Source organism: Paracoccus sp. SMMA_5_TC (assembly GCF_009696685.2).
In the GTDB taxonomy this organism is placed as follows: Bacteria; Pseudomonadota; Alphaproteobacteria; order Rhodobacterales; family Rhodobacteraceae; genus Paracoccus.
Genome location: NZ_CP102355.1, coordinates 2,469,467 through 2,495,847 on the forward strand (window position 1 = coordinate 2,469,467; position 26,381 = coordinate 2,495,847).

The 26,381-nt window shown below is 65.4% G+C and carries 28 protein-coding genes; 14 read left to right on the forward strand and 14 right to left on the reverse strand.

The window, feature by feature from the left end; all coding sequences use genetic code 11:
* Positions 1-46: 46 nt before the first annotated feature.
* Positions 47-868, reverse strand: a complete 822-nt coding sequence (locus GB880_RS12740; RefSeq protein WP_154491770.1) for an EcsC family protein — start codon at positions 866-868, stop codon at positions 47-49.
* 112 nt (positions 869-980) lie between these two features.
* Between GB880_RS12740 and GB880_RS12745 the strand changes: the two genes are divergently transcribed.
* On the forward strand, positions 981-1,475 hold the full coding sequence (locus GB880_RS12745) for an Ivy family c-type lysozyme inhibitor (protein WP_154491773.1): 495 nt from the start codon (positions 981-983) through the stop codon (positions 1,473-1,475).
* On the opposite strand, the gene GB880_RS12750 is transcribed toward GB880_RS12745, so the two are convergent.
* On the reverse strand, positions 1,466-2,050 hold the full coding sequence (locus GB880_RS12750; protein ID WP_154491776.1) for a GNAT family N-acetyltransferase: 585 nt from the start codon (positions 2,048-2,050) through the stop codon (positions 1,466-1,468). The two genes, GB880_RS12745 and GB880_RS12750, sit on opposite strands and share 10 nt — an antisense overlap.
* Before the next feature lie 185 nt (positions 2,051-2,235).
* Between GB880_RS12750 and GB880_RS12755 the strand changes: the two genes are divergently transcribed.
* From GB880_RS12755 to GB880_RS12780, 6 genes are read left to right on the forward strand one after another with little or no spacing between them, the layout of a single operon-like run.
* Entirely contained in the window at positions 2,236-2,829 is a 594-nt protein-coding gene (locus GB880_RS12755; protein ID WP_154491779.1) for a flavin reductase family protein, read from the forward strand.
* Complete coding sequence (locus tag GB880_RS12760) at positions 2,829-3,380, forward strand: adenine phosphoribosyltransferase (RefSeq protein WP_154491782.1); 552 nt, start codon at positions 2,829-2,831, stop codon at positions 3,378-3,380. Before GB880_RS12755 ends, GB880_RS12760 begins: the two co-directional genes overlap by 1 nt.
* Before the next feature lie 36 nt (positions 3,381-3,416).
* Positions 3,417-4,367 (forward strand): 4-hydroxy-3-methylbut-2-enyl diphosphate reductase, encoded by a 951-nt coding sequence (gene ispH, locus GB880_RS12765; RefSeq protein WP_154491785.1) that lies wholly within the window; start codon positions 3,417-3,419, stop codon positions 4,365-4,367.
* A 35-nt stretch (positions 4,368-4,402) separates the two neighbouring features.
* On the forward strand, positions 4,403-5,008 hold the full coding sequence (locus GB880_RS12770; RefSeq protein WP_154491788.1) for a glutathione S-transferase family protein: 606 nt from the start codon (positions 4,403-4,405) through the stop codon (positions 5,006-5,008).
* A gap of 31 nt (positions 5,009-5,039) precedes the next feature.
* A complete protein-coding gene (rnhA, locus tag GB880_RS12775; RefSeq protein ID WP_263467177.1) occupies positions 5,040-5,507 on the forward strand; it encodes a ribonuclease HI in 468 nt (155 codons plus the stop codon).
* Entirely contained in the window at positions 5,504-6,136 is a 633-nt protein-coding gene (locus GB880_RS12780) for a trimeric intracellular cation channel family protein (RefSeq protein ID WP_154491791.1), read from the forward strand. The genes rnhA and GB880_RS12780 overlap by 4 nt, the downstream gene beginning before the upstream one ends.
* Here GB880_RS12780 and GB880_RS12785 read toward each other — a convergent pair.
* Positions 6,133-6,456 (reverse strand): VOC family protein, encoded by a 324-nt coding sequence (locus GB880_RS12785; RefSeq protein ID WP_154491794.1) that lies wholly within the window; start codon positions 6,454-6,456, stop codon positions 6,133-6,135. The two genes, GB880_RS12780 and GB880_RS12785, sit on opposite strands and share 4 nt — an antisense overlap.
* A gap of 49 nt (positions 6,457-6,505) precedes the next feature.
* Positions 6,506-6,907 carry a group III truncated hemoglobin gene (locus GB880_RS12790; protein ID WP_154491797.1) on the reverse strand — a complete coding sequence of 134 codons (402 nt, stop codon included), beginning with the start codon at positions 6,905-6,907 and terminating at the stop codon, positions 6,506-6,508.
* A 232-nt stretch (positions 6,908-7,139) separates the two neighbouring features.
* Here GB880_RS12790 and ileS point away from each other — a divergent pair, with 232 nt between their 5' ends.
* The 3 genes from ileS to GB880_RS12805 all read left to right on the forward strand — a co-directional run bounded on the left by ileS (position 7,140) and on the right by GB880_RS12805 (position 11,099).
* Complete coding sequence (ileS, locus tag GB880_RS12795; protein ID WP_154491800.1) at positions 7,140-10,043, forward strand: isoleucine--tRNA ligase; 2,904 nt, start codon at positions 7,140-7,142, stop codon at positions 10,041-10,043.
* A 240-nt stretch (positions 10,044-10,283) separates the two neighbouring features.
* Positions 10,284-10,547 carry a hypothetical protein gene (locus GB880_RS12800; RefSeq protein WP_154491803.1) on the forward strand — a complete coding sequence of 88 codons (264 nt, stop codon included), beginning with the start codon at positions 10,284-10,286 and terminating at the stop codon, positions 10,545-10,547.
* A 147-nt stretch (positions 10,548-10,694) separates the two neighbouring features.
* On the forward strand, positions 10,695-11,099 hold the full coding sequence (locus GB880_RS12805; protein ID WP_154491806.1) for a hypothetical protein: 405 nt from the start codon (positions 10,695-10,697) through the stop codon (positions 11,097-11,099).
* Here GB880_RS12805 and miaB read toward each other — a convergent pair whose 3' ends face one another.
* Complete coding sequence (gene miaB, locus GB880_RS12810; RefSeq protein WP_154491809.1) at positions 11,100-12,437, reverse strand: tRNA (N6-isopentenyl adenosine(37)-C2)-methylthiotransferase MiaB; 1,338 nt, start codon at positions 12,435-12,437, stop codon at positions 11,100-11,102.
* 232 nt (positions 12,438-12,669) lie between these two features.
* Here miaB and GB880_RS12815 point away from each other — a divergent pair, with 232 nt between their 5' ends.
* Entirely contained in the window at positions 12,670-14,031 is a 1,362-nt protein-coding gene (locus tag GB880_RS12815) for an aminotransferase (RefSeq protein ID WP_442793763.1), read from the forward strand.
* A gap of 18 nt (positions 14,032-14,049) precedes the next feature.
* Here the strand turns inward: GB880_RS12815 and GB880_RS12820 are convergent, their stop codons facing one another.
* The gene (locus GB880_RS12820) at positions 14,050-14,319 is read right to left on the reverse strand and encodes a DUF3572 domain-containing protein (protein WP_154491815.1); all 270 of its coding nucleotides are present in this window, start codon (positions 14,317-14,319) and stop codon (positions 14,050-14,052) included.
* A gap of 114 nt (positions 14,320-14,433) precedes the next feature.
* On the opposite strand from GB880_RS12820, the gene GB880_RS12825 reads away from it, so the two are divergent.
* The 3 genes from GB880_RS12825 to GB880_RS12835 all read left to right on the forward strand — a co-directional run bounded on the left by GB880_RS12825 (position 14,434) and on the right by GB880_RS12835 (position 17,028).
* Positions 14,434-15,825 (forward strand): diguanylate cyclase, encoded by a 1,392-nt coding sequence (locus GB880_RS12825; protein WP_154491818.1) that lies wholly within the window; start codon positions 14,434-14,436, stop codon positions 15,823-15,825.
* 91 nt (positions 15,826-15,916) lie between these two features.
* Positions 15,917-16,327 (forward strand): DUF983 domain-containing protein, encoded by a 411-nt coding sequence (locus GB880_RS12830; RefSeq protein ID WP_154491821.1) that lies wholly within the window; start codon positions 15,917-15,919, stop codon positions 16,325-16,327.
* Positions 16,324-17,028, forward strand: a complete 705-nt coding sequence (locus GB880_RS12835; protein WP_154491824.1) for an NUDIX domain-containing protein — start codon at positions 16,324-16,326, stop codon at positions 17,026-17,028. The genes GB880_RS12830 and GB880_RS12835 overlap by 4 nt, the downstream gene beginning before the upstream one ends.
* Here the strand turns inward: GB880_RS12835 and GB880_RS12840 are convergent.
* From GB880_RS12840 to GB880_RS12875, 8 genes are all read right to left on the reverse strand, one after another.
* Positions 17,025-17,795: an enoyl-CoA hydratase-related protein gene (locus tag GB880_RS12840; protein WP_154491827.1), complete on the reverse strand. Its 771-nt coding sequence runs from the start codon at positions 17,793-17,795 to the stop codon at positions 17,025-17,027. The two genes, GB880_RS12835 and GB880_RS12840, sit on opposite strands and share 4 nt — an antisense overlap.
* A 64-nt stretch (positions 17,796-17,859) precedes the next feature.
* Positions 17,860-18,312 (reverse strand): cytochrome c-type biogenesis protein, encoded by a 453-nt coding sequence (locus tag GB880_RS12845; protein WP_154491830.1) that lies wholly within the window; start codon positions 18,310-18,312, stop codon positions 17,860-17,862.
* Between the two features lie 3 nt (positions 18,313-18,315).
* Positions 18,316-20,274, reverse strand: a complete 1,959-nt coding sequence (locus GB880_RS12850) for a heme lyase CcmF/NrfE family subunit (RefSeq protein WP_263467178.1) — start codon at positions 20,272-20,274, stop codon at positions 18,316-18,318.
* Positions 20,275-20,362: 88 nt separating this feature from the next.
* The gene (locus GB880_RS12855) at positions 20,363-20,878 is read right to left on the reverse strand and encodes a holin family protein (protein WP_154491832.1); all 516 of its coding nucleotides are present in this window, start codon (positions 20,876-20,878) and stop codon (positions 20,363-20,365) included.
* Positions 20,869-21,480 (reverse strand): holin-associated N-acetylmuramidase, encoded by a 612-nt coding sequence (locus tag GB880_RS12860; protein WP_154491835.1) that lies wholly within the window; start codon positions 21,478-21,480, stop codon positions 20,869-20,871. The genes GB880_RS12855 and GB880_RS12860 overlap by 10 nt, the downstream gene beginning before the upstream one ends.
* 75 nt (positions 21,481-21,555) lie before the next feature.
* The gene (gene ccmE / locus GB880_RS12865; protein ID WP_154550542.1) at positions 21,556-21,999 is read right to left on the reverse strand and encodes a cytochrome c maturation protein CcmE; all 444 of its coding nucleotides are present in this window, start codon (positions 21,997-21,999) and stop codon (positions 21,556-21,558) included.
* A 3-nt stretch (positions 22,000-22,002) separates the two neighbouring features.
* Complete coding sequence (locus GB880_RS12870) at positions 22,003-22,830, reverse strand: glutamate racemase (RefSeq protein ID WP_154491838.1); 828 nt, start codon at positions 22,828-22,830, stop codon at positions 22,003-22,005.
* Between the two features lie 63 nt (positions 22,831-22,893).
* A complete protein-coding gene (locus GB880_RS12875) occupies positions 22,894-26,292 on the reverse strand; it encodes an indolepyruvate ferredoxin oxidoreductase family protein (RefSeq protein WP_263467179.1) in 3,399 nt (1,132 codons plus the stop codon).
* Between the last annotated feature and the right edge of the window lie 89 nt (positions 26,293-26,381).

Sequence of the window (26,381 nt, forward strand, 5' to 3'; positions counted from 1 at the left end):
TCCGGGGCGTCCGCAGGGGCGCCCCTTTTTGCAGTCGTGGAAGGATCTAGCGGCGGCGCATCAGCTTGCGCGCGGCGGTATTGGGACGCAGTTGGATCATCCGCGCCTCCATCGCCTCGGCCAGCGCCTCGCGCGGGATGCCGGTTTCCCGCGCCAGCCGCAGCAGCCCGAAATGCACCCGCGCCAGTTCCTGATAGTAACGGCTGAAATTGTAGTTGATCGTCGCCCCAGCCAGGGCGCCAAAGATCGGAACGGTCTGCGCTGCCAGCTTCTGCGCCAGCGAGGCCGACAGACGCGGCGCCACCCGCGCGATCAGCGCCTGCAGTGTCTGTCCGGTGATGGTCATCCGCGCGGCAAGCAGGCCCAGATCGGTGCCCTCGTCATCGGCAAGCGGCCCGGCCGCGGCAAAGACATGCAGCGCCTCGCGCCGGGTTTGATCGGATTCCGGGTCGAAACCGTGTTCCGAGGCGATGTCCATGATCGCCCGCAGCAGCAGCGTCACCGTCACCGGCAATTCGATCATCGCCCCGCCCAGGCCACCCAGCCCGCCGACCGCGCCCGTGGTCGTCGACAGCAGCCGGTTGAACATGTCGCCACGTTCGCGCAGCACTCCGCGCGAGCGGCCCGCGGCATCAAAGGCCCGGTTCAGCGCCGCCAGGGTGATGCGGTCCATGCGCTTGCGGACAGGATCGGGCAAACGCTCGATCAGCCCTTCGGCCTTGCCGCCGACCGCGGTCAGGATCTCCATGGCAAAGCCGCCGGCATCCAGATAGCGCCGGGCCAGCCGGTCGATCTGGACATGAACGGTCGGGTCGGTGATCGGCGGCAGGACGGTCTGGCGCGGCGGGATCTGGCTGTGTTCGGTCATCCGTGGCAAGCTCTGGAAAGCGGATCGTTCAGGGAACCCCCGGCGGGCCCCGCCGGTTCCACAAGGGTGGCGCGGATACCTTGCCACCATGAACGACATAAAGGATCAAGCCATGATGATTTCCCGCCCCCTGCAATCGCTGACCCTGGCCCTGGCGCTGAGCCTGTCGGCAGGCGCGATGGCGGCTGCCCAGGAACAGCCCGCCCAGCAGCCCGCGTTCGAGGGCCCGACCCTGGCCGACCTTGGGCAGGATCAGGCGCTGACGGCTGCCTATGACAGGATGGCCGAAGGGCACGAGATGCCCGAATGGGTGCGCAAGGCGATCGTGGTGACACCGGCGCAGAAAGTCGGGTTCGGCGGCAAGGAATATCTGGTGCTGACGGGCTGCGAACAGCACAATTGCGGCGAAAACCAGATCGCGATGCTTTACCAGCCCGACAGCGGCACCGCGCACGGCCTGCTGTCTGTCAGCGACGGTAAGGGTGCCGAGCTTCTGACCTGGCTGAACATCGGGGGCGGCCCGGAATCGATCGACGGGCGCACGATCCTTTTTGCCGCGCTGACCGGCAGCCTGGCCAATCACCCCCAGGCGTTCAACTATGACTGATCGGGGCTGCCCTGGGGGCTGACACGGATGCGGCCCATGCTGGGGGGCGGCAAGTGGGGTTCATCGGGCTGCAGGGCGGCTGCCTCGGCGCCGCTGGCCTTTTCAACGGGCCCTTGCACCCCCGCCCAGGCGCCGGCAACAAGTTCGTGGCCCAGGATGCGATCGGGGTTCGTAGGGGGCGGCATCTCGACCCCCTTCAGCCGCTGAAAGCCAAAGCGCTGATAATAGGGCAGATCGCCGACCAGCATGACCCGCCCCCACCCAAGGGCGCGCGCCCGCGCCATGCTTTCGCGCATCAGCAAGGCGCCCAGCCCCTCGCCCTGGGTGGTGGGGTGCACCGCCACCGGACCCAGCAGCAGCGTTTGCTGCCCGCCGACCCGCACCGGCCAGTATCGGATCGCGCCGACCAGAACCCCCAGTTCGTTGCGCAGGGTCAGACACAGCGGCCAGACCGGCGCCACCCCGTCGCGCAACCGATAGGATGACAGGGCCGTCCGCCCCGGTGCAAAGCACAGGTCCAGCAGCGCCTCGACCTCGGGCGAGTCCTCAGGGCTTTCGGGGCGAAGTTCGTACATCCTGTCCAGGCCTCGACACCAGATTCGGCCGCGACCCCGCCGGCCGAGCAGGGGCCTAACATGGCTGCGCAGCGACGAAAACCGGCTTTCACGACATGGCGACGAAACGCGCGCCACGCGGAACGCGCTTGACGCCCGCGCCCGCGCCCGGCACTGCTGATGGGCGCAAGACAGCAGGAATGACGATGTTCTACCGACCCGAAAACGGCCACGGCCTGCCCCACAATCCGCTGAACGCGCTGGTGGCGCCGCGCCCGATCGGCTGGATCTCGACCCGCGGCCGGCTGGGCGACAACCTTGCCCCCTATTCCTTCTTCAATCTGACCGCATATGTTCCCCCGCAGGTGATGTTTGCCTCGACCTCGGCCAAGCCTGACCGTCCCGGCACCAAGGACAGCGTGGCCCAGATCGTGGAAAGCCGCGTCTTTTGCGTGAACATCGCCGATGGCGCGCTGCGCGAACAGGTCAACGCCAGCTCGGCGATGCTGCCCGCCGGCACCAGCGAATTTGCCGCCGTGGGAATCGAGGCCGCCGAATGCGAAACCATCGATTGTCCGCGCGTCGCCGGCGCGGCGGCGTCCCTGGAATGTCGCATGACCCGGGTGCTGCGCCTTGCCGGAGAGGCGAATGTGATGGTGCTGGGCGTGGTCACCGGCATCCATCTGCGTCCCGACTGCCTGCAACAGGGACGCTTTCGCCCACCCTCGGGCTGGCTGGCGCGCCTGGGCTACATGGACTACTGCATCACCACCGAAACCTTTGAAATGGAGCGCCCTTGATGGACAAGCGCCCCCGCGACAGCCGCAACGTGCGCGACTATATCCGCACCATCGTGGATTTCCCGCACGAAGGCATCCTGTTTCGCGATGTCACCACCCTGTTTGCCGACGCGCGCGGCTTTCGCATGGCGGTGGACCAGTTGCTGACCCCCTATGCCGGCGAGCCGATCGACAAGGTGGTGGGGCTTGAGGCGCGCGGCTTCATCCTGGGGGGCGCGGTCGCGCATCAGCTTTCCGTGGGCTTCGTGCCGATCCGCAAGAAAGGCAAGCTGCCCGGCACCGTCCTGTCCGAGGCCTATACCCTCGAATACGGCGAAGCGGTAATGGAAATTCACGACGACGCCCTGCGCCCCGACGAAAGGGTGCTGATCGTCGACGACCTGCTGGCCACCGGCGGCACTTGCGTCGCCGCGATCAACCTGTGCCAGCGCCTGGGCGCAACCGTCACCGGTTGCGCCTTTGTCATCGACCTGCCCGATCTGGGCGGGCGCGCCTTGCTTGAGGGCATGGGCCATGACGTTCACGTGCTGACCAGCTTTGACGGCAGCTGACTTGCAGGCGCGGCCGCGGACCGCTAGGTGACAGGCATGACCCAGAAACCCGCACTGACCCTGTATCTGGCCGCGCCGCGCGGCTTTTGCGCCGGAGTGGACCGCGCCATCAAGATCGTCGAAATGGCGCTGCAGAAATGGGGCCCGCCGGTCTATGTCCGGCACGAGATCGTCCACAACAAGTTCGTGGTCGACGGTCTGCGCGCCAAGGGGGCCGTCTTTGTCGAGGAACTGTCCGAATGTCCCGATGACCGGCCGGTGATCTTTTCGGCCCATGGCGTGCCAAAATCGGTCCCGGCCGAGGCGCGCCGCCGCGACATGGTCTATGTCGACGCCACCTGCCCCCTGGTCAGCAAGGTGCATGTCGAGGCCGAACGTCACCATGCCGAGGGGTTGCAGATGGTGATGATCGGCCATGCCGGCCACCCAGAGGTGCTGGGCACCATGGGCCAGCTGCCCGAGGGCGAGGTGATCCTGGTCGAAACCGTCGAAGATGTCGCCACGGTCCGGCCCCGCGACCCGCAACGGCTGGCCTTCATCACCCAGACCACGCTGTCGGTCGATGACACCGCCGCCATCGTCGCGGCCTTGCAAGCGCGCTTTCCCGCCATCGTCGGCCCGGCCAAGGAAGATATCTGCTATGCCACCACCAACCGCCAGGGCGCGGTCAAGGCGATGGCGCCGCTGATCGACGCGCTGCTGGTGATCGGTGCGCCGAACAGTTCCAATTCGCGCCGGTTGGTCGAGGTGGGGCGCGCCGCCGGCTGCGCCTATGCGCAACTGGTGATGCGTGCCGATCAGATCGACTGGCGCGCCATCACGGGCGCGCGCGCCGTCGGCGTCACCGCCGGCGCATCGGCCCCCGAGGTGCTGGTGGACGAGGTGATCGCCGCCTTCCGCGACCGCTACGAGGTGACGTTGGAGCTGGTGGAAACCGCGCGCGAGAATGTCGAATTCAAGGTGCCGCGCGTCCTGCGCGAGGCCTGAGGCCGGCCCGCGCGGCGTCGGAAAGGTTCAAGACAATGAAACTGTGGTCCATGCCCTCGTCGGGGAACAGCTACAAGGTGCGGCTGCTGCTGGCGCTGCTGGGTCGCGATTGCGAGATCGTTGATGTCGAATACCAGACACCGGCCCTGGAAAAGGCCCATGCCGAAGGCCGGCTGCCTTTTGGCAAGGCGCCGGTCCTTGAACTGGACGACGGTCAACTGTTGCCGGAATCGAACGCCATCCTGTGTTACCTGGGCGAAGGCACGCGCCTGGTGCCGGCCGATCCGGCGGACCGCGCGCGGATGCTGGCCTGGATGTTCTGGGAACAGAACCAGCACGAGGCAGTCATTGCCGTGCGCGGCGCGCTGCTGACCTATCCCCATCGTCGCGCGCAGGCCACGCCCGAGCGGCTGGCAGAGCTGCTGACCCGCGGGCATCAGCTTTTGCAGATCATGGAAAACCGGCTGCGCGATCACGACTGGCTGGTGGGCGATGCGATCAGCCTGGCCGATGTCTGCCTGTATGGCTATACCCACAGCGCCGAACGGCTGGGTGGTTACGACCTGGGGCGCTATCCCGGCATCACGGCCTGGCTGGCACGGATCGCGGCGCAGCCCGGCTATCGCGGGTTGGGGCAATGATCGCGCCGGCAAGCCTGTCGGGGGCCGCACGGTGACGGCGCTGTTTGCCTGGACCGATGGCGCCTGCAGCGGCAACCCCGGCCCCGGCGGCTGGGGGGTGCTGATGCGGGCCATGGACGGCGCCACCGTCCTGAAGGAACGCGAATTGCAGGGCGGCGAGCCCGAGACCACCAACAACCGTATGGAATTGATGGCCGCCATCGCCGCGCTGGAAACCCTGACCCGGCCCAGCGAGATCACCATCACCACCGACAGCGCCTATGTGAAAAACGGCGTGACCCAGTGGATCCACGGCTGGAAGCGCAACGGCTGGCGCACCGCCGACCGCAAGCCGGTCAAGAACGCCGAGCTGTGGCAACGGCTGGATGCCGCGCAGGCGCGTCACAAGGTGCGCTGGGAATGGATCAAGGGTCACGCGGGCCACCCGGAAAACGAACGCGCCGATGCGCTGGCCCGGGCAGGCATGGCCCCGTTCAAGCCCCAGAAGGCGGCGCCATGAGCCTCGAGGTGCTGATCGCGGTGCTGGATCATGCCAGCGTTCTGGTCTTTGCCCTGACCGGGGCGCTGGTAGCCAGCCGGGGGCAGCTGGATGTGGTCGGCTTTATCTTTTTCGCCACGCTGACCGGGGTCGGCGGCGGCACGCTGCGCGACCTGGTGCTGGGGCGCACGCCGGTGTTCTGGGTCGATCGGCCGGAACTGATCCTGCTGACATCGGGCGCCGCGATTGTCGTGTTCTTTAGCGCGCATCTGCTGGAAAGCCGCTATCGCGCCATTGTCTGGCTGGACGCCTTTGCGCTGGCGGTGGCGGTTCCCGCGGGTGTCGGCGTCGCGCTGGAGGCAGGCGCCAGCCCTGTGGTCACGGTGATGATGGGGGTGATGACCGGCACCTTTGGCGGGTTGATGCGCGATGTCGTGGGCAACGAGGTGCCGATGGTGCTGCGGCAGGGCGAACTTTACATCACCGCCACCTTCGGCGGGGCGGTGGCGGCGCTGACGCTGTTGTGGCTGGGAACGGGTCGGGGCTGGTCGCTGATCGGCTGCGCGCTGGTGGTGCTGGCACTGCGCGCGGGCAGCATGTGGCTGGGCTGGCGCCTGCCCGTCTACAAGGCCCGGCCGCCGCGCAACTAGGCCTCGGACCAGATCGCCATTTCGGTGCCGCCAGGTTCGCGGAACTGGAACCGCCGGCCGCCGGGGAAATCAAAGATCGGCAGGGTGATGGTTCCGCCCGCTGCCTGCACCTGGGCCAGGGCCTGTTCAAGATTGTCCGATTTCAGGATGACCACGGGCGGGGCCAGCGGCGCTGCCGCCACCCCGCCCGCCAGGCCGGCATCGGCAAGTTCCTGATATTCCGGCCCATAGTCATTGAAATTCCAGCCGAAAGCCTGGGCGAAAAGCGCTTTGGTTGCCTGCAGGTCCGGCGAACTGAATTCGATGTAATCAATCTGCATCGCGGTAGCCCCTGCTTATGTTCGCGCTTTGTTTTCGCGCCATTCCGCGTCAGCGCAAGACCGGCGGGCCACGGCGACGCTCGCGCAGATCCTCGACCCCCATGCGTAGACCCGCACCGATACGATGCGCCAGCGCGGACCAGGCGCGGGCGCTGTCTGCGGGCAACTCCCGACGCAGGGTTTCGTCGAACAGCATCAGCCAGGGGGCGAAATGATCGGCCCTGACATCGCCGGCCCGCATGTGCACCTGCATCGGATTGCCGTCATATCCGCGCTCATAAAGGATCGCATTGCGCCAGAAACCGGCGATCTTGGCCTCATGCGCGGGCCAATCGGCGACATGGGCGGCAAAGACCGGGCCCAGCACCTCGTGCCGGCGGATGGCGGCATAAAACACCGCGACGACGCGGTCGATCTGTTCAGGCGTGATATCGAAGCGCGGCGGGATCATGGGCCAAGATATGGCCCCGCGCCCCCGTTCCCGCAAGGCGGCGCATTGCCGCGCCCCCATGCGCCCGGCGGGTGCGGCCCGCAAGCCGCGCTTGCAGCGCGCAGGACGGTTTCCTATAACCCGCGCATGTTCGTCAGGACCGGAATTTTTCGAATTAGTCGCCCGGCGGCGTAGGATGCCCTCGCCGTCGGGTTAAGCATGCCTGCCCTGCCACCCAAGGATTTTCCGCCAGATGAGCGATACCACCGCCGCCGTGCCCGACTACCGCGATACCGTATTCCTGCCGCAGACCGATTTCCCGATGCGCGCCGCCCTGCCCCAGCGCGAGCCCGAATGGCTGGCGCGCTGGGAACGCATCGGCATCTACGACCGCCTGCGCGAACGTGCCGAAGGGCGCAGCCCCTTTATCCTGCACGATGGCCCGCCCTATGCGAACGGCAACCTGCACATCGGCCACGCCCTGAACAAGACGATCAAGGACATCATCGTGCGCAGCCACCAGATGATGGGCCGCGATGCGCGCTATGTGCCGGGATGGGATTGTCACGGCCTGCCCATCGAATGGAAGATCGAGGAAAAATACCGCAAGGACGGGCGCGACAAGGATGCCGTCGATGTGGTCGAGTTCCGCCAGGAATGCCGCCGCTTTGCCGCCGAATGGGTGGATATCCAGCGGCAGGAATTCAAGCGGCTGGGCGTGACCGGCAAATGGGACGCCCCCTATCTGACCATGGATTACCATGCCGAGGCGGTGATCGCGGCCGAGTTCATGAAGCTGCTGATGAACGGGGCACTTTACCAGGGCTCGAAGCCGGTGATGTGGTCACCGGTCGAAAAGACCGCCCTGGCCGAGGCCGAGGTCGAATATCACGACCACACCAGCCACACGATCTGGGTGCGCTTCCGGCCGCTGTCGGGGCTTGACGGGGCATCGGTGGTGATCTGGACCACCACCCCCTGGACCATCCCGCAAAACCGGGCCGTCGCCTACAATCCTCAGATCGCCTACAGCATCTATCGCGTCATCGAGCTGGCCGAGGGGGCGACCGCCCGCGCCGACGAGCTGCTGGTTCTGGCCGATGCGCTGGCGGAATCGGTGATGGGCGCGGCCAAGGTCACCCGGTTCGAGCGTCTGCGCCCGGTCCCCGCCGACGAACTGGCGGGCCTGGTCCTGGCCCACCCCCTGCGCGGGGTCGAGGGTGCGGCCGGCGAATGGGATTACGACGTTCCGATGCTGCCCGGCGATCACGTCACCGAAGACGCCGGCACCGGCTTTGTCCATACCGCGCCCAGCCATGGCGACGACGATTATCAGCTGGGGCTGAAATTCGGTCTGCCCATGACCTACAATGTCGAGCCGGACGGCAGCTATCGCGCCGACCTGCCGCTGTTCGGGGGTCAGGCGATCATCGGCCCCGATGGCAAGGAAGGCCCGGCAAACGTCAGCGTCATCAAGCAGCTGGCCTATGCCGGCGCCTTGCTGGCCAAGGGCAAGATCAAGCACAGCTATCCCCACAGCTGGCGTTCCAAGGCGCCGCTGATCTACCGCAATACCCCGCAGTGGTTCGCCTCGATCGACAAACCGCTGAACGACGGGATGGGACAGTATGGCGATTCGATCCGCAGTCGCGCGCTGAACAGCATCGACAAGCTGGTCAAATGGTGGCCGCAATCCGGGCGCAACCGCATCCATGCGATGGTGGAAAACCGACCCGACTGGGTGCTGTCGCGCCAGCGCGCCTGGGGTGTGCCGCTGACCTGCTTTGTCAAGCGCGGCACCAGACCGGGCGACGCGGATTTCCTGCTGCGCGATCAACGCGTCAACGACCGCATCATCGCCGCCTTCGAGGCAGAGGGCGCCGATGTCTGGTATCGCGACGGCTTCAAGGCACAGGTGCTGGACGGCATCGCCGATCCCGACGCCTATGACCAGGTGATGGACGTGCTGGATGTGTGGTTCGATTCCGGCTCGACCCACGCCTTCGTGCTGCGTGACCGGGCCGACGGCGCACCCGACGGCATTGCCGACCTGTATCTGGAAGGCACCGACCAGCACCGGGGCTGGTTCCAGTCCTCGCTGCTGCAGGGCTGCGCGACCAAGGGCCGGGCGCCCTATCGCAATGTGGTGACGCATGGCTTCACCCTGGACGAAAAGGGCATGAAGATGTCCAAGTCGCTGGGCAACACCATCGTCCCGGCGCAAGTGATCGAACAATACGGCGCCGACATCCTGCGGCTGTGGGTGGCGCAGACCGACTATACCGCCGACCAGCGCATCGGGCCCGAAATCCTGAAAGGCACCGCCGACAGCTATCGCCGCCTGCGCAACACGCTGCGCTTCATCCTGGGCAACCTCGCCGGGTTTGCCGAAAGCGAGCGGGTCGAGCCGGCGCAGATGCCGGAACTGGAACAGTGGGTGCTGCACCGTCTGGCGCAGATCGACCAGCAGTTGCGTGCGGGCTATGCCGGTTTCGATTTCCAGGGCGTGTTCCAGACCGTGTTCCAGTTCGCCACCGTGGATCTGTCGGCCTTTTACTTCGACATCCGCAAGGACGCGCTTTACTGCGATGCGCCGATGGCGTTGCGGCGACGGGCGGCGCGCACGGTGCTGGACATCCTGTTCCACCGCCTGGTCACCTGGCTGGCGCCGATCCTGCCCTTTACCATGGAGGACGTGTGGCTGAGCCGGTTCCCCTCCAAGACCGACTCGGTGCATCTGCACGATTTTCCGGTGACGCCGACGGCCTGGCTGAACGAAACGCTGGCCGGCAAGTGGGATGCCATCCGCCGCACCCGTCGCGTGGTCACGGCGGCGCTGGAAATCAAGCGCACCGACAAGGTGATCGGCGCCAGCCTGGAGGCAAGCCCCATCGTCCATGTCGAGGATGCCGAGGTGCTGCGCGCGCTGAAATCGGTCGAGTTCGCCGATATCTGCATCACCTCGGGAATCGGGCTGACCTCTGATCCCGCCCCGGCCGAAGCGTTCCGACTGGCCGATGTGCCCGGCATCGGCGTGGTCTTTGAACCTGCCGAGGGCGAGAAATGCCAGCGCTGCTGGAAGATCCTGCCCGATGTCGGCAACCACCGCCACCCCGGCACCTGTGCGCGCTGCGATGAGGTGCTGGGCCTGGACTGAGGTCTGCAACGGTCAACTTGCCCGCCGCGCCGCGGCGGGCGTTCCGGATGCCGAAGCAGGCACTATATATGCACTAAATGCTGCTACGGGTGACGGCCCCTTGCAGTTACCTTCCCGCGCGTAAGGCGCGAGGGGTGATATGAAAGCATTTGGCCAAGTTCTATTCTTCTCGGCAACTCTTGGGGGTTGCGCCTCGGCGTCATGCAATCCTATGTGGGGAATGATGTGACCTAGGCGGCGATGGACTACGGCCCGGCTTCGGCGGTGATGGACCTGCCCGATGGCCGCCGCGCCTTCATGTGGCAGTCGACCCAGACCATGACCATGCCAGCCACCACCAATTACAATGCCGTAACAGCAGGAAGCTGGGTCACCGGCAGCGCCACCACCTATGGTGGCGGTGTTTCGCAGTGGCAATGCACCTATACGCTTATCGGTCAGAAGAACCCCCGCAACAGCGATACCGTCGTCGATCATCGCAAGCCCAGCCTTGCCTGCGAGTAAGCAAATATCCCAGCTGGCAAGCCACTGCGGCAATGCCACCACAGCTTGGCGGGGCAGTCGTCCCGACGCATCCGCCGAGCCTTTCCTTCATGTTGTGCGATCGTTAGCCTTGCGCCGGAACACATCTGAACCGGAAAGGGTCGCAAGATGAAACCTCTGCTGCTGCTGGCTGCTGCAACCCTGCTGCTGGGCGCCTGCGCCGAAGGCGACCGCTATGCCGAGATCATCGCCAGGTCCACCCCGCCCAGCCCACAACTGCGGGCCGAACTGGCCAAGGGCGCGCAGATGCTGGCCTATGACCCGGCCTCGATCCGGAACGCCGAGATTTCCAATGTGGCCAGCTTTGACGACGGGTTGCAGGGTGTCTGCGTGCGCGCCGACAGCAAGAACGTGAAGGGTGTCTATACCGGCGTGCACAACATCGGCATCCCGCTGCGCGATGGCAAACCCGTCGGCGGCACGCTGGATCACCCGATCTGCAATCGCAGCGACGTGCCCTGGCAGAAATTCCCCGAACTGGAACAGCTGCGCGCGCCCAAAAGCCGCCGCTAGCTAGGCGACCAGTTCCCCCGCAAGCGAATTGGGGGCGCTGTGGGTGATGCGCACGCGCACCAGATCGCCCGGCCGATGGTCGGGCGCATCCACGAACACGGCGTGCAGGTAATCGGACTTGCCCACCATCTGCCCCGGATTGCGGCCGGGCTTTTCAAACAGCACGCCCAGTTCGCGACCCACCATTGCCGCCTGCGCCGCCTTTTGCTGGCTGCTCAGCAAGGCCTGCAATTCCTGCAACCTTGCGTCGGCCACCGCGCCGTCGATTTCAGGGCGGTCATAGGCCGGCGTGCCGGGACGCGGCGAATACTTGAAGCTGAAGGCAGTGCCAAAATTCACCTGCCGGATCAGCGCCAGCGTGTCGCGATGGTCCTGATCGGTTTCGCCCGGAAAGCCGACTATGAAATCGCTGGTCAGCATGATGTCGGGCCGCGCGTCGCGGATGCGGTCGATCAGCCGCAGGTATTGCGCGACCGTATGGCGCCGGTTCATCGCCTTCAGGATGCGATCGCTGCCCGATTGCACCGGCAGGTGCAGATAGGGCATCAGCTTGGCCTCGTCGCGATGCGCCTCGATCAGGTCGTCGGCCATGTCGTTGGGATGGCTGGTGGTGTAGCGAATACGGTCCAGCCCGTCGATTTCCGCAATCGCCCGGATCAGCCGGCCAAAGCCCCACTCGCTGCCCTGCGGCCCCAGCCCGTGCCAGCCGTTCACATTCTGTCCCAGCAGGGTGATTTCGCGCACGCCGCGCGCGACCAGATCGCGGGCCTCGGCCAGGATGCGATCGACGGGGCGGCTGACCTCGGCCCCCCGGGTATAGGGGACGACGCAAAAGGCGCAGAACTTGTCGCAACCCTCTTGCACGGTCAGGAAGGCAGCCGGGGCGCGACGGGTTGCAGCGGGTTTCGGCAGATGCTCGAACTTGTCCTCGGCCGGGAATTCGGTATCGACCCCCTTGCCTGCCCGCACCATGGCGGGAAGCCGGTGATAGGCCTGCGGCCCGACCACCAGATCGACCAGCGGCATCCGGCGCTGAATCTCCTCGCCCTCGGCCTGCGCGACACAACCCGCCACGCCGATCTTCAGATCCGGCTTTTCGGCCTTGAGCGGCTTCAGCCTACCCAGGTCGGAATACAGCTTTTCAGCCGCCTTCTCGCGGATGTGACAGGTGTTCAGCAACACCATGTCCGCCTCCGCCTGGTTTTCGGTCAGCACATAGCCCTCGGCGCCCATGGCCTCGGCCATGCGCTGGCTGTCATAGACGTTCATCTGACAGCCATAGGTCTTGATGAAGAGCTTTTTGGTCGCCGAAGCGGTGGTGCTGGCTTGATCGGTCATGCCGTGTTTTCCCATGGAATGGGGCGCTGATACAGGAAATGGCGCGCCTTGGAAAGTGGCGGTGCCGCAGCGCGCGCATGTGCTTCGGCGCCGAAATTGCCGTGCCGGCGGGCAGATTGCCTGCTGTCGGCCGCGCGGGCCGGCCAAACTGCCAGCCGCCGCTTCAGCCCCATTGAACGCCCGCTGGCGCCCGGCTAGCCTGCCGGCACAACTGCTCATGGAGGCTGACGCGATGAACCAACCGCAAAGCTGGGAAGCCCGCGCCGAGGAATATTCGCTGTATGGTTTCACCGACATGCCCTCGGTGCATCGGCGCGGCACCGTGGTCGTGACCCATGGCGAAGGCCCCTATATCGTCGATGTGAACGGCCGGCGCTATCTGGATGCCAATTCCGGCCTGTGGAACATGGTCGCCGGCTTTGACCATCGCGGGCTGATCGAGGCCGCCAAGGCGCAATACGAGCGCTTTCCCGGCTATCACGCCTTTTTCGGCCGCATGTCCGACCAGACGGTGATGCTGTCGGAAAAGCTGGTCGAGGTGTCGCCCTTTGCCAGCGGCCGGGTGTTCTATACCAACTCGGGCTCCGAGGCCAACGACACCATGGTCAAGATGCTGTGGTTCCTGCACGCCGCCGAAGGCAACCCGCAGCGGCGCAAGATCCTGACGCGCTGGAACGCCTATCACGGCGTGACCGCGGTGTCGGCCAGTATGACGGGCAAGCCCTACAACTCGGTTTTCGGCCTGCCGCTGCCCGGCTTCATCCATCTGACCTGCCCCCATTACTGGCGCTATGGCGAAGCGGGCGAAACCGAACAGCAGTTCGTCGCCCGCCTCGCGCGCGAACTCGAGGACACCATCCAGCGCGAAGGCCCCGACACCATTGCCGGATTCTTTGCCGAACCGGTGATGGGTGCGGGCGGGGTGATTCCGCCGGCGCAAGGCTATTTCCAGGCCATCCAGCCCATCCTGCGCAAATACGGCATTCCGCTGATTTCGGACGAGGTGATCTGCGGCTTTGGCCGCACCGGCAACACCTGGGGCTGCGTGACCTATGATTTCATGCCCGATGCCATCATTTCCTCCAAGAACCTGACCGCGGGCTTCTTTCCGATGGGGGCGGTCATCCTGGGGCCCGAACTGGCATCGCGCGTGCAATCTGCGGTCGAGGCGATCGAGGAATTCCCGCATGGCTTCACCGCCTCGGGCCATCCGGTCGGCTGCGCCATCGCGCTGAAGGCCATCGACGTGGTGATGAACGAAGGCCTGGCCGAAAACGTGCGCCGCCTGGCACCCCGGTTCGAGGCCGGCCTGCAGCAGTTGGCCAGCAAGCCCAACATTGGCGAATATCGCGGCATCGGCTTCATGTGGGCCCTTGAGGCGGTCAAGGACAAGGCGACCAAGACCCCCTTCGACGGCAACCTGTCGGTCAGCGAACGCATCGCCAACACCTGCACCGACCTGGGGCTGATCTGTCGGCCGCTTGGCCAGTCGGTGGTGCTGTGCCCGCCCTTCATCCTGACCGAGGCGCAGATGGACGAAATGTTCGACAAGCTGAACACCGCGCTGGACAAGGTGTTTGCCGAAGTCGCCTGAAGCACGAGCCGGCGCCCCCTACCAGGGGGCGTCGCCACCCAGAACCGCGCGCGCCATCTGCACCCGCTGCGGCGCCAGGCCCGTAGCCGCCGCAAAATCCAGCACCCGTTGATCCTGCTCCAGCAGGAAATCCAGCACAAAGACCGCGAATTCGGGCCGCGCCGCCATCTGTCGCAACCCCGCGACATCGCAGCCAGATTGCGCCAGAAACGCCCCGATCAGTTCGGGATTTCCCGCAATATGGCCAAAGCCGCTGTCGGCGATCCCGGCTGCCTCGCGCGGGGTCATTCTGCTCGCGCCGATGTGAAGCCCATCCGTGAATTCCTGCTCGCGTGAAAGGAATTGTTAACTAATTTCCGGCAAGTTGACGTTGAAACGGGTCGATGTAAAGCGGGCATGAACATGACAGGACGCATTCTTGTCGTCGATGGCGTGCCGACGGCGCGCTATTCGCTCAAGGCCCGACTTTCGGCTGCCTGCTATGACGTTTCGGCCGCCGCGACCGCCGACGAGGCATTGCGGATGGCGCGCATGCTTTCCCCCCAGATCGTGATTCTGGGCGCGAACCTGACGGATATGGACGCGCCGCAGCTGTGTCGAGCCTTGCGGCAACTGCCCCATGGCGACGAGCTTGCCGTGCTGGTGGCTGCGCGGCCCGGCGACCGTCTGGCGGCACTGCAGGCTGGGGCAACGGCGCTGATCGAACCGGTCGGGGACGATCTGACCCTGCTGGCCCGCATCCGCGGATTGATGCGGCACGACGACGGACCCGTCGAAGTGGCGTATGGGTTGGCCGAGTCCGCAGCCGGTTTCCAGCACGCAGACGACCGCCCGCGCGCAGTATTCGTGGCGGAAAGCCCGGCGATAGCGCTGGCCTGGCGTCACGCCTTGCAGGATCATGTGGGCTTTTCCATCGCGGTGCGGGATGCGGACAGGGCGCTGGCCGAAGCTGCCAGCGGCCGAAGCGCCGATCTTTATCTGATCGCCGCCGACATTGCCCAACCGGGCGACGGGCTGAGACTGCTCTCCGAACTGCGCTCGCGCCCTGGCTCGCGTGCGGCGGCCTTTGTGATGGTCCTGCGCGGCGACCGCACCGACATGGCGCCGGTGGCCCTGGACCTTGGGGCGGGCGATGTGCTGAGCTGGGATCTGGCAAGTATCGACAAGGCGCCCGAAGCAGCCGTGCGCCTGCAGGCACAGCTGGGTCTGAAGCACGAGGCAGATCGCCGCCGTCGCGAAACCCGCCGCAATATGCAATGGGCGATGACCGACCCGTTGACCGGGCTTTACAATCGCCGCCACGCCTTGCCCCGGTTGACCGAACTGACACAGTTAGCCCGGGACCGGGCCGAGGATCTGGCGGTGATGCTGCTGGATCTGGATCGGTTCAAGCTGGTCAACGATGTCCATGGACACGCCGCAGGGGACGCGGTCCTGGTCGAGACCGCCCGTCGCATGGCCCTGACACTGCCGGCGGACGCCTTGCTGGCCCGCATCGGCGGCGAGGAGTTCCTGATTGCGCTGCCCGGTCATGGCACAAGGGCGGCACGCCACATGGCCGATGAATTGCGCCAGGCGATCATGCGCCAGCCGATCGCGCTGCCCGACAGCGCCATGCAGCCGCGACTGACGATCACGGCATCCGTCGGGGTCATGGTGGCGCCCGGTGGTAGCCTGCAACAGGGCAGCCCGGACTGCGACATGCTTCTGGCCCATGCCGATCGCGCGCTGCTGAATGCCAAGGCGCTGGGACGCAACAGGATCGTGATGGCCGCGCCCGTCCTTGCCGCCTGAGCCCTGCGACGCCTTGCCCAATGGGCTGTGCGCTTTCCTTTTGCACGGCATTGGCCTAGAAACAGGACAATCACAGACAGGAATTTTCACCATGCCCGACATCCGTCCCGATCAGGCCGATCGTCCGGTCAAACCTGCGCTGCTGCGCGGTGCCCTGGGCCGCTGCCCCGCATGTGGACAGGGGCGCCTTTTCCACGGCTATCTCAAGGTTCGCGACACCTGCCCCCACTGCGCCGAACCGCTGCACCACCAGCGCGCCGATGATGGCCCGGCCTATGTGACGATCCTTCTGGTGTCGCATCTGGGGGCTCCGCTGCTGTTGGCGATCTTCATGATGTATCGCCCATCGGCCATGTCGATGCTGCTCGGTTTCGGCCTGGGGGCGGTCGCCCTTTCACTGCTGCTGCTGCCGCGCATCAAGGGTGCATTCGTCGGCTTTCAATGGGCGCGGCGCATGCATGGTTTCGGCGGCGAGGCCGAGCCGCAGGCCACAACGCCATGACTGTGCCTGACCGGCAGGTCATCCGCGATGCAGCAACAGTGCTTGTGCTGGACAGGGATAGCTCGGGGCAGCCCTCGGTGCTGATGGGTCAGCGTGGCGCATCTGCTGCCTTCATGCCGTCGAAATACGTCTTTCCCGGTGGTGCCGTGGACGCCGAGGACGCGCAGGTGGCCTTGGCAAGGCCGCTGTCACCTGTCACCGAAACGCGCCTGCGGGCCGAACCACGGACCCCCTCGACCGTTTCCCCGCAGATCCTTGCCGCCGCCGCGCTGCGCGAACTGGCCGAGGAAACGGGCCTGCTTTCGGGCGTCCCCGGCCCCGCGCCCACGGGCTGGGGTCAGTATCAGCGCGCCGGGCTGGCGCCGGATGCCTCGGGGTTGATCTATCTGTTCCGCGCCATTACGCCGCCCGGCCGCACCAGACGCTTCGACGCGCGTTTCCTGGTGCTGGATGCGGGCCAGCTGCATGGCGACCGCCATGATTTCCGCGATGCCTGCGATGAGCTGTCGCATCTGCACTGGGTGCCCTTGGATCAGGCACGCAGATTGGACCTGCCTTTCATCACCGAGGTTGTTCTGGCCGAACTGGCCAACCTGGTGCAGTTGTCAGGCGGCGGGCCACTGATCGACCCGCCATCGGTTCCCTTCTTCGACAACCGCGGGGATGAGCCGCGCTTCCTGCGTCTGGGTCTGGACGGCTAGTTTCCCCGGAACTGCGGCGCGCGTTTTTGCAGAAAGGCGGCGACGCCTTCGGCAAAGTCGTGACTGCGCGCCATCTGCGCCTGCAGTCGTGCCTCGACCTGCAACTGCGCGGCCAGGTCATTGCTGGCCGATGCGCGCAGCGCCTCGCGCGTGGCCAGAAAGGCCGCCGTCGGTCCCTGAGCCAGCATGGCTGCACGACCCGCAACCACAGAGGCGAATTCGTGATCCGGGACAGCCTCCCAGATCAGCCCCCATTCGGCTGCCTTTGCAGCCGGGATCCGGTCGGCAAACAGCATCATCCCCATCGCCCGCGCCATGCCCACCGTGCGCGGGACGATATAGGTGCCGCCGGCATCAGGGATCAGGCCGATGCGGCTGAATGCCTGGACAAAGCTGGCGCTTTCGCAGGCAATGACCACGTCAGCCGCCAAGGCCAGATTGGCCCCGGCCCCGGCCGCCGTGCCATTGACCGCGCAGATGACCGGCACCGGAGCGTTCCGAATGGCCATCAGCATCGGCTCGTATTCCTCGCGCAGGATGCGTTCGACATCCAGCCCACCCTGGGCATCGGTCAGATCCTGCCCCGAACAGAAGGCCCGCCCGGCGCCGGTCAGGACAACGCAACGGGTTTGATCAGGCAGCGAGGTCATCGCGGTGACGATTTCGCTGCGCATACGGCGATCCAGGGCGTTCATCACCTCCGGGCGGTTCAGTGTCAGCCGCGCAATGCCGTCAGCAAATGCGAAATCGATGGTCTGGAATTCCATGGTCACCCCCTGTCTGGCGGCATCCTGACGCGGGCGGGGGAACGGTGAAAGCCCCGACCTTGCGTCAGTCGCGCATGATGCGATCCAGCCGGGCCTGTTCCTCGGGCGTCAAACCGGTGGTTTCCGGATCGGGGCGGTTTCGTGCCCGCAAAAAACGCCATCCCAGCAGCAGCGCCAGAACGGCCATGACCGGTCCGGCCAGATAGAGCAGCCAGTTGATCCCCCGCGCCTGCGGTTTGAACAGCACATATTCCCCGAAACGGTCTGTCACTGCCGCGATTGCCTGCGCGTCGCTGTCGCCCGCGACCAGCCTTTCGCGCAGGTAAAGCCGCAGGTCGCGGCTGATCGGGGCGTTCGATTCGTCGATATTTTCGCCCTGGCAGACCGGACAGCGCAGGATCTTGGAAATCTCTCGCGCGCGGGCCTCCAGCACCGGGTCGGACAGCACCTCGTCGGGCTGCACGGCCAGGGCGGGTGCGGCCAGCAACAGCGACAGGATCAACAGCAATATCCGCATGGGTCACTCCGCCGGCTGCGCCACGGCACTGCGGCGCGCGCCCGCCGCCACCCGATACCGCCGGTCGCTGAGGCTGATAAGCCCCCCCAGCGCCATCAGCGCCGACCCCAGCCATATCCAGGCGGCAAAGGGCTTGATATAGCTGCGCACCGCCCAGCCGCCGCCGTCCTGCGGATCGCCGATCACCAGATAGATGTCGCGCCAGGGTCCGCCGTGAATCGCGGCCTCGGTCGTCGGCATGGCCTGGACGGGGTAGACCCGTTTTTCGGGGTAAAGCACGGCGACGCGGCGGCCGTCGCGCTGCACGGTCATCGTCGCCACGGTCGCGTTGTAATTAGGCCCCGGCACCTGCTCGACCTTGTCCAGGGTGATCTGATAGCCGCCGACGGTAAAGGTTTCGCCAATGCGCGCCACGCGGATATCCTCGACCTGCCAGGCCATCAGCAGGCTGATGCCCACGAAGGTCACGCCCAGCCCGGCATGAGCTATGGCCTTGCCCCAGTCGGCGCGCGGCAGCCGCGCCAGACGGCTCAGGCCCGAATTTCCGGTGCGCAGCCACAGATCGACGGCGGCGCCCGCGATCAGCCAGCTGCCCAGCCCCGCGCCGATCACCGCCAGCGCCGAATGGCCTGTCGAGACCGCATAGACCAGCCCCATCACCGCAAATGCCAGCAATGCCGCGACGCGCAGCGGCGCCACCAACCGCCCCAGCCGCCCGCGTTTCCACGGAATGATCGCCCCCAACGGCAGCACCAGCGCCAGCACGATCATGAAGGGGGTAAAGGCCTGTTCAAAGAACGGCGGGCCAACCGACAGCTTGCGGTCCCACAGCATCTCGGCGATCAGCGGCCAGACCGTGCCGATGAACACGACAAAGGCCGACACGGTCAGCAGGATGTTGTTCAGCACCAGCCCGCCTTCGCGCGACACCGGCGAAAACGCGCCCCGCGCCTGCATCGAGGGTGCCCGCACGGCATAAAGCGTCAGCGCGCCCCCCACGAACACTGCCAGAATTGCCAGGATGAACACCCCGCGCTCTGGGTCGGAGGCAAAGCTGTGGACAGAGGTGATGACGCCCGAACGCACGATGAAGGTGCCGATCAGCGAAAAGCCGAAGGCCATGATCGCCAGCAGGATGGTCCAGCTTTTCAGCACCTCGCGCTTTTCGACCACGATGGCGGAATGAAGCAGCGCGGCCGAAATCAGCCAGGGCATGAAGCTGGCGTTTTCCACCGGATCCCAGAACCAGAAGCCGCCCCAACCCAGCTCGTAATAGGCCCACCACGATCCCAGTGCGATGCCGATGGTCAGAAACATCCACGCCGCCAGCGTCCAGGGCCGCACCCAGCGGGCCCAGGCGGCATCCACCCGCCCCTCGATCAGGGCGGCGACGGCAAAGCTGAAGGCCATGCTGAGCCCGACATATCCCAGGTAGAGAAAGGGCGGGTGAAACGCCAGTCCGGGATCCTGCAGCAGCGGATTCAGGTCGCGCCCGTTGAAGGGCGGGCTGGCCATGCGCAGGAACGGATTCGATGTGAACAGGATAAAGGCCAGAAAGGCCACGCCAATGGCCGCCTGCACCGACAGCACCCGCGCCCGCAGGCTGGGCGGCAGATTGGCGTCGAAGGTTGCCGCCGCCGCGCCGAACAGCGCCAGGATCAGCACCCACAACAGCATCGAGCCTTCGTGATTGCCCCAGACGCCGCTGATCTTGTAGATCATCGGCTTGGCGGTGTGCGAATTCTCATAGACCAGGGCGACCGAGAAATCCGAGGTCACGAAGGCAATCGTCAGCGCGGCAAAGGAAATGGCGATCAGGCCGAACTGGGCCAGCGCCGCAGGCCGGGCGCTGTCGATCCAATTGCTGCGACCCTGAGCCGCACCGACCATCGGCACGATCATCTGGAAAATCGCCACGACAAAGGCAAGGATCAAGGCGAAATGGCCGATTTCGGCGATCATGGGCTTCCTCCGGGTGGCTGTCCCGAAGAATAGCGGCGACGCGGGCGGCAAGCCAGCCCCCCGCGCCGGTCAGATTGTCACAGCATCGCTAGCGCGCCGCCTGTTCCGCCGCCCAGTCCCGCAGCGCGGCATTGTCCTCGAAACCGCTGCCGTCACCCGCCAAGGACAGGGGCGCTGTTGGCGGCGCATCGGCGGCCCGGATGACGGGTCGGGTGCGGAAGTAATGCGCCTCGCGCGCGCCGAAATAGAAGCTGATGATGGCCCCCAGCAGCCACCAGAGCGGTTCCGGCACCAGATTCAAGTTCTGCATCCGCACTCCGAATCCGGCAGGCTCAACCATGGCATAAACGAACAGACCGATCGTGCCCAGGGTAAGCAATGGACGCGGCATCCGGTTCAGACCATTCATCAGATTGTCGAACCAACCTCTTGGTTGCGCAGAAAATTCACCGGACATCTGGGCGATGGCACGGGCATAGGCCTCTTCGCTCAATTCCATGCGCCGGGTGCTGTTTTCGCGGAATACCTCGGCCAAACCGGTTGCTGCATTTGCAACCGTTCCAACCGCCGAACCCGGCCTGAGAAGCCGATCCATCATCCCCATTTTGCCACCCTTGCCCTATGTTCTGCCAGTGTCAGATGATAGCGCGGCGAAATGAACTCCTCGGCCCGAAGGATCCAGCCGCCTTTCCCTCCCGACTTGCTGCGGGCGAACTTGCGGCTGGCAGGGCGCGCATCTGCAATGGCGTAGTAGTAATTGCGCCGCTCGATCCCGTAGGCATCGGCGAAATAACCCGGCGCGGCCGCATCCGCCTGACGCGCAGCCAGTATCGTGCGCGGACCCACCTGCCCGTCGTCGGTGGCCATGAATCCCATGCGCGTGCACAAACGTTGCAGGATGCGCACCGCATTGGCGCCTGCGTTCACATACATGTCAAACACCGACGCCTGCACCGACTGCGGCAGTTCTGCCAGCCGCGGCTTGCGAAAGTAATGTTCGACATAGATGCGCTGCGCGTCGGCGCGGCTTAGCGCCTTGACATCGCGGGTGTCGATACGCCCATCGCCTGTCTTGTCGAACCCCAGACGCCGTAGTGTCGTCAGCGTGACCCCGAAGTTCGTCGCACCGCCCGGATCATCGGGGTCATTGACGTAGCCCCCTTCGCGCGCGACGATTTCCGCCGCGATCTCTTCGACTGTCTTCATCCCAGCCTCCGCCTTGTCCTGTGGCAAAGGCTGAAGCAGCGCGATTAACCGATTGTTAACCTTGCGCGCGTTGCGTCAGGAATTGGGCGCTTCGTAGACGCCCTGCTTCTTGAGCGAGTCAATGACTTCCCGCGGCATGTAGTTTTCATCGTGCTTGGCCAGGATTTCCGAGGCGACGAACGTGTCCCCCTGCATCTGGCCGGTGCCGATCATGCCCTGACCTTCGGCAAACAGATCCGGTAGAACGCCGGTGAAGCGGACCGGCACGCTGGCGCCGCCATCCGTGACCCGGAAGGTAACCGTCTCGCCCGCGCCGCGCTGCAAACTGCCAGTTTCGACCAGCCCCCCCAGGCGAAACACCTCGCCTGCTGCTGGGGGCTGATCCGCCAGCTGACTGGGCGCGCGATAGAGGTTGATGCCATCCCGAAAGCCGTAACCGATCAGCGCGACCGCCAGAACAAGTGCCAGCGAAGCCGCAGCGATGATCTGAACTCGACGTTTTTTCTTGAGCGATTTCATTGATCAAACCTGCGTATCGTAAGCACTTTCAAACCGGATCGGCTGGCGCAGGAACTGCGTTGCCTTGCCCGAGACCCGCTGCGGATCGCCCGTGGTCAGAAAGCGGGAAGCCCGCCCTTTCCCCAGCATTTCCGGATGCCGATTCAGATAGTCCTCGAGGCTTTCGGCCACAAGGTCGGGTTGGGAATAGACTTTAACCTGCGGCCCCAGCGCCTTCTGAAAGGCCGTCTGGACCAGAGGATAATGCGTGCAGCCCAGAATCGCCGCTTCGGGATGCGGCATCCGGCGCAGCAACGCCTCGACATGACTGGTCACTAGCGCTTCGGCCAGGATTTCGTCACCCATCTCGATCGCATCGACGACGCCGCCGCAGGGCTGGGCCTCGACATCGACGCCGATCGCACGGAAGGCCAGTTCGCGCTGAAAGGCCCGGCTGGCTACAGTCGCCGGTGTAGCAAACAGCGCGACATGCTTGACCGCGACCTCGCGCGGGGGCGAATTGTCGCCCCAACGCCGTTCCGTCAGCGCCTCGATCATCGGAACGAACACGCCCAGCACGCGCTTGTCCGCCGGCAGCCAGGTTTCCTGCATCCGCTTCAAGGCGGCCGCCGAAGCGGTGTTGCACGCCAGGATCACCAGATCGCAGCCCTCGCGCCACAGCCGTTCGACCCCGGCGCAGGTCAGGTTGAAGATGTCATCGGCATCGCGCACGCCATAAGGCGTGTGCTTGTTATCGCCCAGATAGACCAGGGGCAGATCGGGCAGACGCGCGGAGATGGCGCCCAGCACCGTCAGCCCGCCCAGACCCGAATCGAAAACGCCCACCGCCATGACCGACCTCCTGCTCGCACCGCGCCTTTTTAGGTCGCGATGCGAGGGATTGCCATGGTTATGTCATTCTGCCGCCTGCGCCATCGGGCTACCGCCAGCGCGGATCGCAGCCAGCAGTTCCTGACGACGCGCCGCGGCCAGTTCGGCGGCCTTTTCCTTGACCGGACCATAGCCGCGCACTGTCAGCGGCAGTTCGGCCAGCTCGCGGACAAGCCCCAGAGTTGCCGGGGTAACCTGCCCCAGCACCTCGGTCATGTCGGCTTCGTATTCGACAATGGCGGCGCGTTCGGCCCGGCGTTCGGACAGCCAGCCAAAGGGGTCCAGCGCCGTGCCACGCAGTCCCTTCATCGCCGCCAGCGCCCGGAACACCGGCAGCACCCAGGCGCCGAATTCGCGTTTCAGCGGCCGGCCGTCGGGGTCGCGTCCGGGCAGCAGCGGTGGCGCCAGATGAAAGCTCAGCCGTGCCTCGCCGTCAAATTCCTGTGCAACCTGACGGGCAGTGGCCAGATGCAGCCGCGCGACCTCGTATTCATCCTTGTAGGCAAGAACCTTGTAATACCCGGCCGCCACGCTGTCGCGCAGCTCCGCAGGCGCGCGGGCGACAAGGGCGCGGAAACGGTCGGCCAGCGCCTGATTCTGATACTCGACCAATCGCGCAGCGCGGTATTCGACCGGATCGACGGCATTGCCGACCGATTCCGGGCCACGGCAGATCGCTTCGGCCTCGGACGGATGCAGCATGGCCCAGCGGCCGATCTGGAAGGCGCGCTGGTTTTCGGCCACCTTGGCACCGTTCAGCTCGATCGCCTGCATGATCGCGGCCTCGCTCAGCGGCAGCAGCCCCTGCTGCCAGGCCGCGCCAAGCACAAGCATGTTGGAATAAATCGAGTCGCCCAGCAGCCGCAGCGCCAGGTCCGAGGCGTCAAAGAAGGCCACCCGATCCCCCAGCCGCGCCTGCAACGACAGCTTCAGCCGGTCGGCCGGTATCTGGAAATCGCGGTTGCGGGTGAAATCGCCGGTGACGATTTCGTGATCGTTCACCACCCCGCCGGTGCGCCCCTTGGTCATCAGGCCGATGGTCTTGGCCCCGGCAGTCACCACCAGATCGCCACCGATGATGCAGTCGGCCTCGCCCACGGCGACACGGATGGCGCTGATATCCTCGGGCCGGTCGGCCAGACGCAGGTGGATGTGAACGGCGCCACCCTTTTGCGCCAGCCCGGCCATTTCCATCATGCCGGCGCCCTTGCCATCGATATGCGCGGCCTGCGCCAGCACTGCGCCGATGGTAACGACGCCGGTGCCGCCGACGCCGGTGATGACGACATTATGGGTGCCGTTGATCTTCGGCAGTTGCGGGGCAGCCATCGCCGGCAAATCCAGCGCCTGGGCCGCAGGTTTTTTCAGCTTGGCGCCGCGGACAGATACGAAACTGGGGCAGAAGCCCTTGACGCAGCTGTAATCCTTGTTGCAGCTGGACTGGTCAATCGCCCGCTTGCGGCCCAGTTCGGTATCCAGCGGCACGACGGAAACGCAATTCGACTGCACCCCGCAATCGCCGCAGCCTTCGCAGACCTCGGGGTTGATCCACACGCGGCGGTCGGGATCGGGGAAAAGCCCGCGCTTGCGCCGGCGCCGCTTTTCGGCAGCACAGGTCTGGATATAGACGATGGCGCTGACCCCGGGGACGTTTTCCAGTTCGCGCTGGACCGCCAGCATCGAGGCGCGCTCTTCAAACCGCAGATCGGCGGGGAACTGGCTGCGGTCGATTTCTTCCTTTTCGTCATAGACGGCGATGACCGGCTTGACGCCCATGGCCTGCAATTCGCGCACGATCTGCGGCGCTGTCAGCCCGCCTTCGTTGGGCTGCCCGCCGGTCATGGCGACGGCATCGTTGAACAGGATCTTGTAGGTGATATTGGCGCCCGCAGCCAGTGCCGCACGGATCGCCAGAGACCCCGAATGATTATAGGTTCCGTCCCCAAGATTCTGGAAAACATGCTTTCGCTTGCTGAACGGGCCTTCCCCGATCCAGTTCGCACCTTCGCCGCCCATATGGGTGAAACCTTCGGTCTCGCGGCCCATCCATTGCACCATGTAGTGACAACCGATGCCGGCATAGGCGCGCGCGCCTTCCGGCAGACGGGTCGAGCTGTTGTGCGGACAACCCGAACAGAACCACGGCGTGCGGGTGATGATCTCGGGCGCATTGTCGTTGCGGCGCACCTCGGTCAGGCGGGTCAGGCCGGCCTGGATTGCCTCGGTGCCGCGGCCTTCCTCGATCAGGATGGCGCCCAGTTTCTGCGCGATCATCACCGGATCCAGCGCATAGCGCGTCGGAAACAGTTCCTCGCCGGTGCGATCGTGTTTCCAGCCCAGAACCCGCCTGCCGTGACGGTGGTCAAAGATCGCCTCCTTGACCTGAACTTCGATCAGCTTGCGCTTTTCCTCGACGACCACGATGACTTCCAGGTTTTCGGACCATTCCTGAAAGGATTTCATGTCCATGGGCCAGGTCTGGCCCACCTTGTAGGTCGAAATGCCCAGACGGTCGGCCTCGGCCTCGTCGATGCCCAGCAGGCTCAGCGCGTGGACAAGATCCAGCCAGTTCTTGCCCGCAGCGACAAAGCCGATCCGGGCGCCCGGCTTGCCCCAGACCATGCGGTCGATCCGGTTGGCGCGGGCAAAGGCTTCGGCCGCGAAGCGCTTGTAGTCGATCATTCGCGCCTCTTGCGCGACAGGGGTGTCGCGCAGGCGGATGTTCAGCCCGCCTTCGGGCATGTCGAAATCGGGCAGCACGAAGCGCATGCGAAACGGGTCGCCGTCAACGACGCTGGTCGCCTCGACCGTATCCTTCATGGTCTTGAGCCCGGTCCAGACCCCGGCAAAGCGCGACATGGCAAAGCCGTAAAGCCCGTAGTCCAGGATTTCCTGAACCCCGGCAGGCGACAGCACCGGGATATAGGCGTCGACCATCGCCCAGTCGGACTGGTGCAGCACGGTCGAGCTTTCGCCGGTATGGTCATCGCCCATGGCCATCACCACGCCGCCATGGCGCGAAGACCCGGCCATATTGGCATGGCGCATCACGTCGCCCGTGCGATCGACGCCCGGACCCTTGCCATACCACAGCGCGAAAACGCCGTCGTGCTTGCCCTCGCCACGCAGTTCGGCCTGCTGGCTGCCCCAGATCGCCGTGGCCGCCAGATCCTCGTTCAGGCCCGGTTGGAACAGGATATTGGCGGCCGCCAGTTCCTTGCGCGATTTCATCATCTGCAAATCGACGCCGCCCAGAGGCGAGCCGCGATAGCCGCTGACAAGCCCGGCCGTATCCAGCCCCGCGGCCTTGTCGCGGGCCGATTGCATCAGCATCAGACGCACCAGCGCCTGGGTGCCGTTCAAAAGAACGTGACGCTTCGACAGGTCGAATCGATCTGCAAGGCTGAAATTCTGTGCGCTCACCTGGCCCTCCCAAGCTTGATGGCTGTCTGACAGGCAGTATAGGTCAGTAAACCTGACCGATAAAGCGTTTTCTTGCGGATTTGCAGACT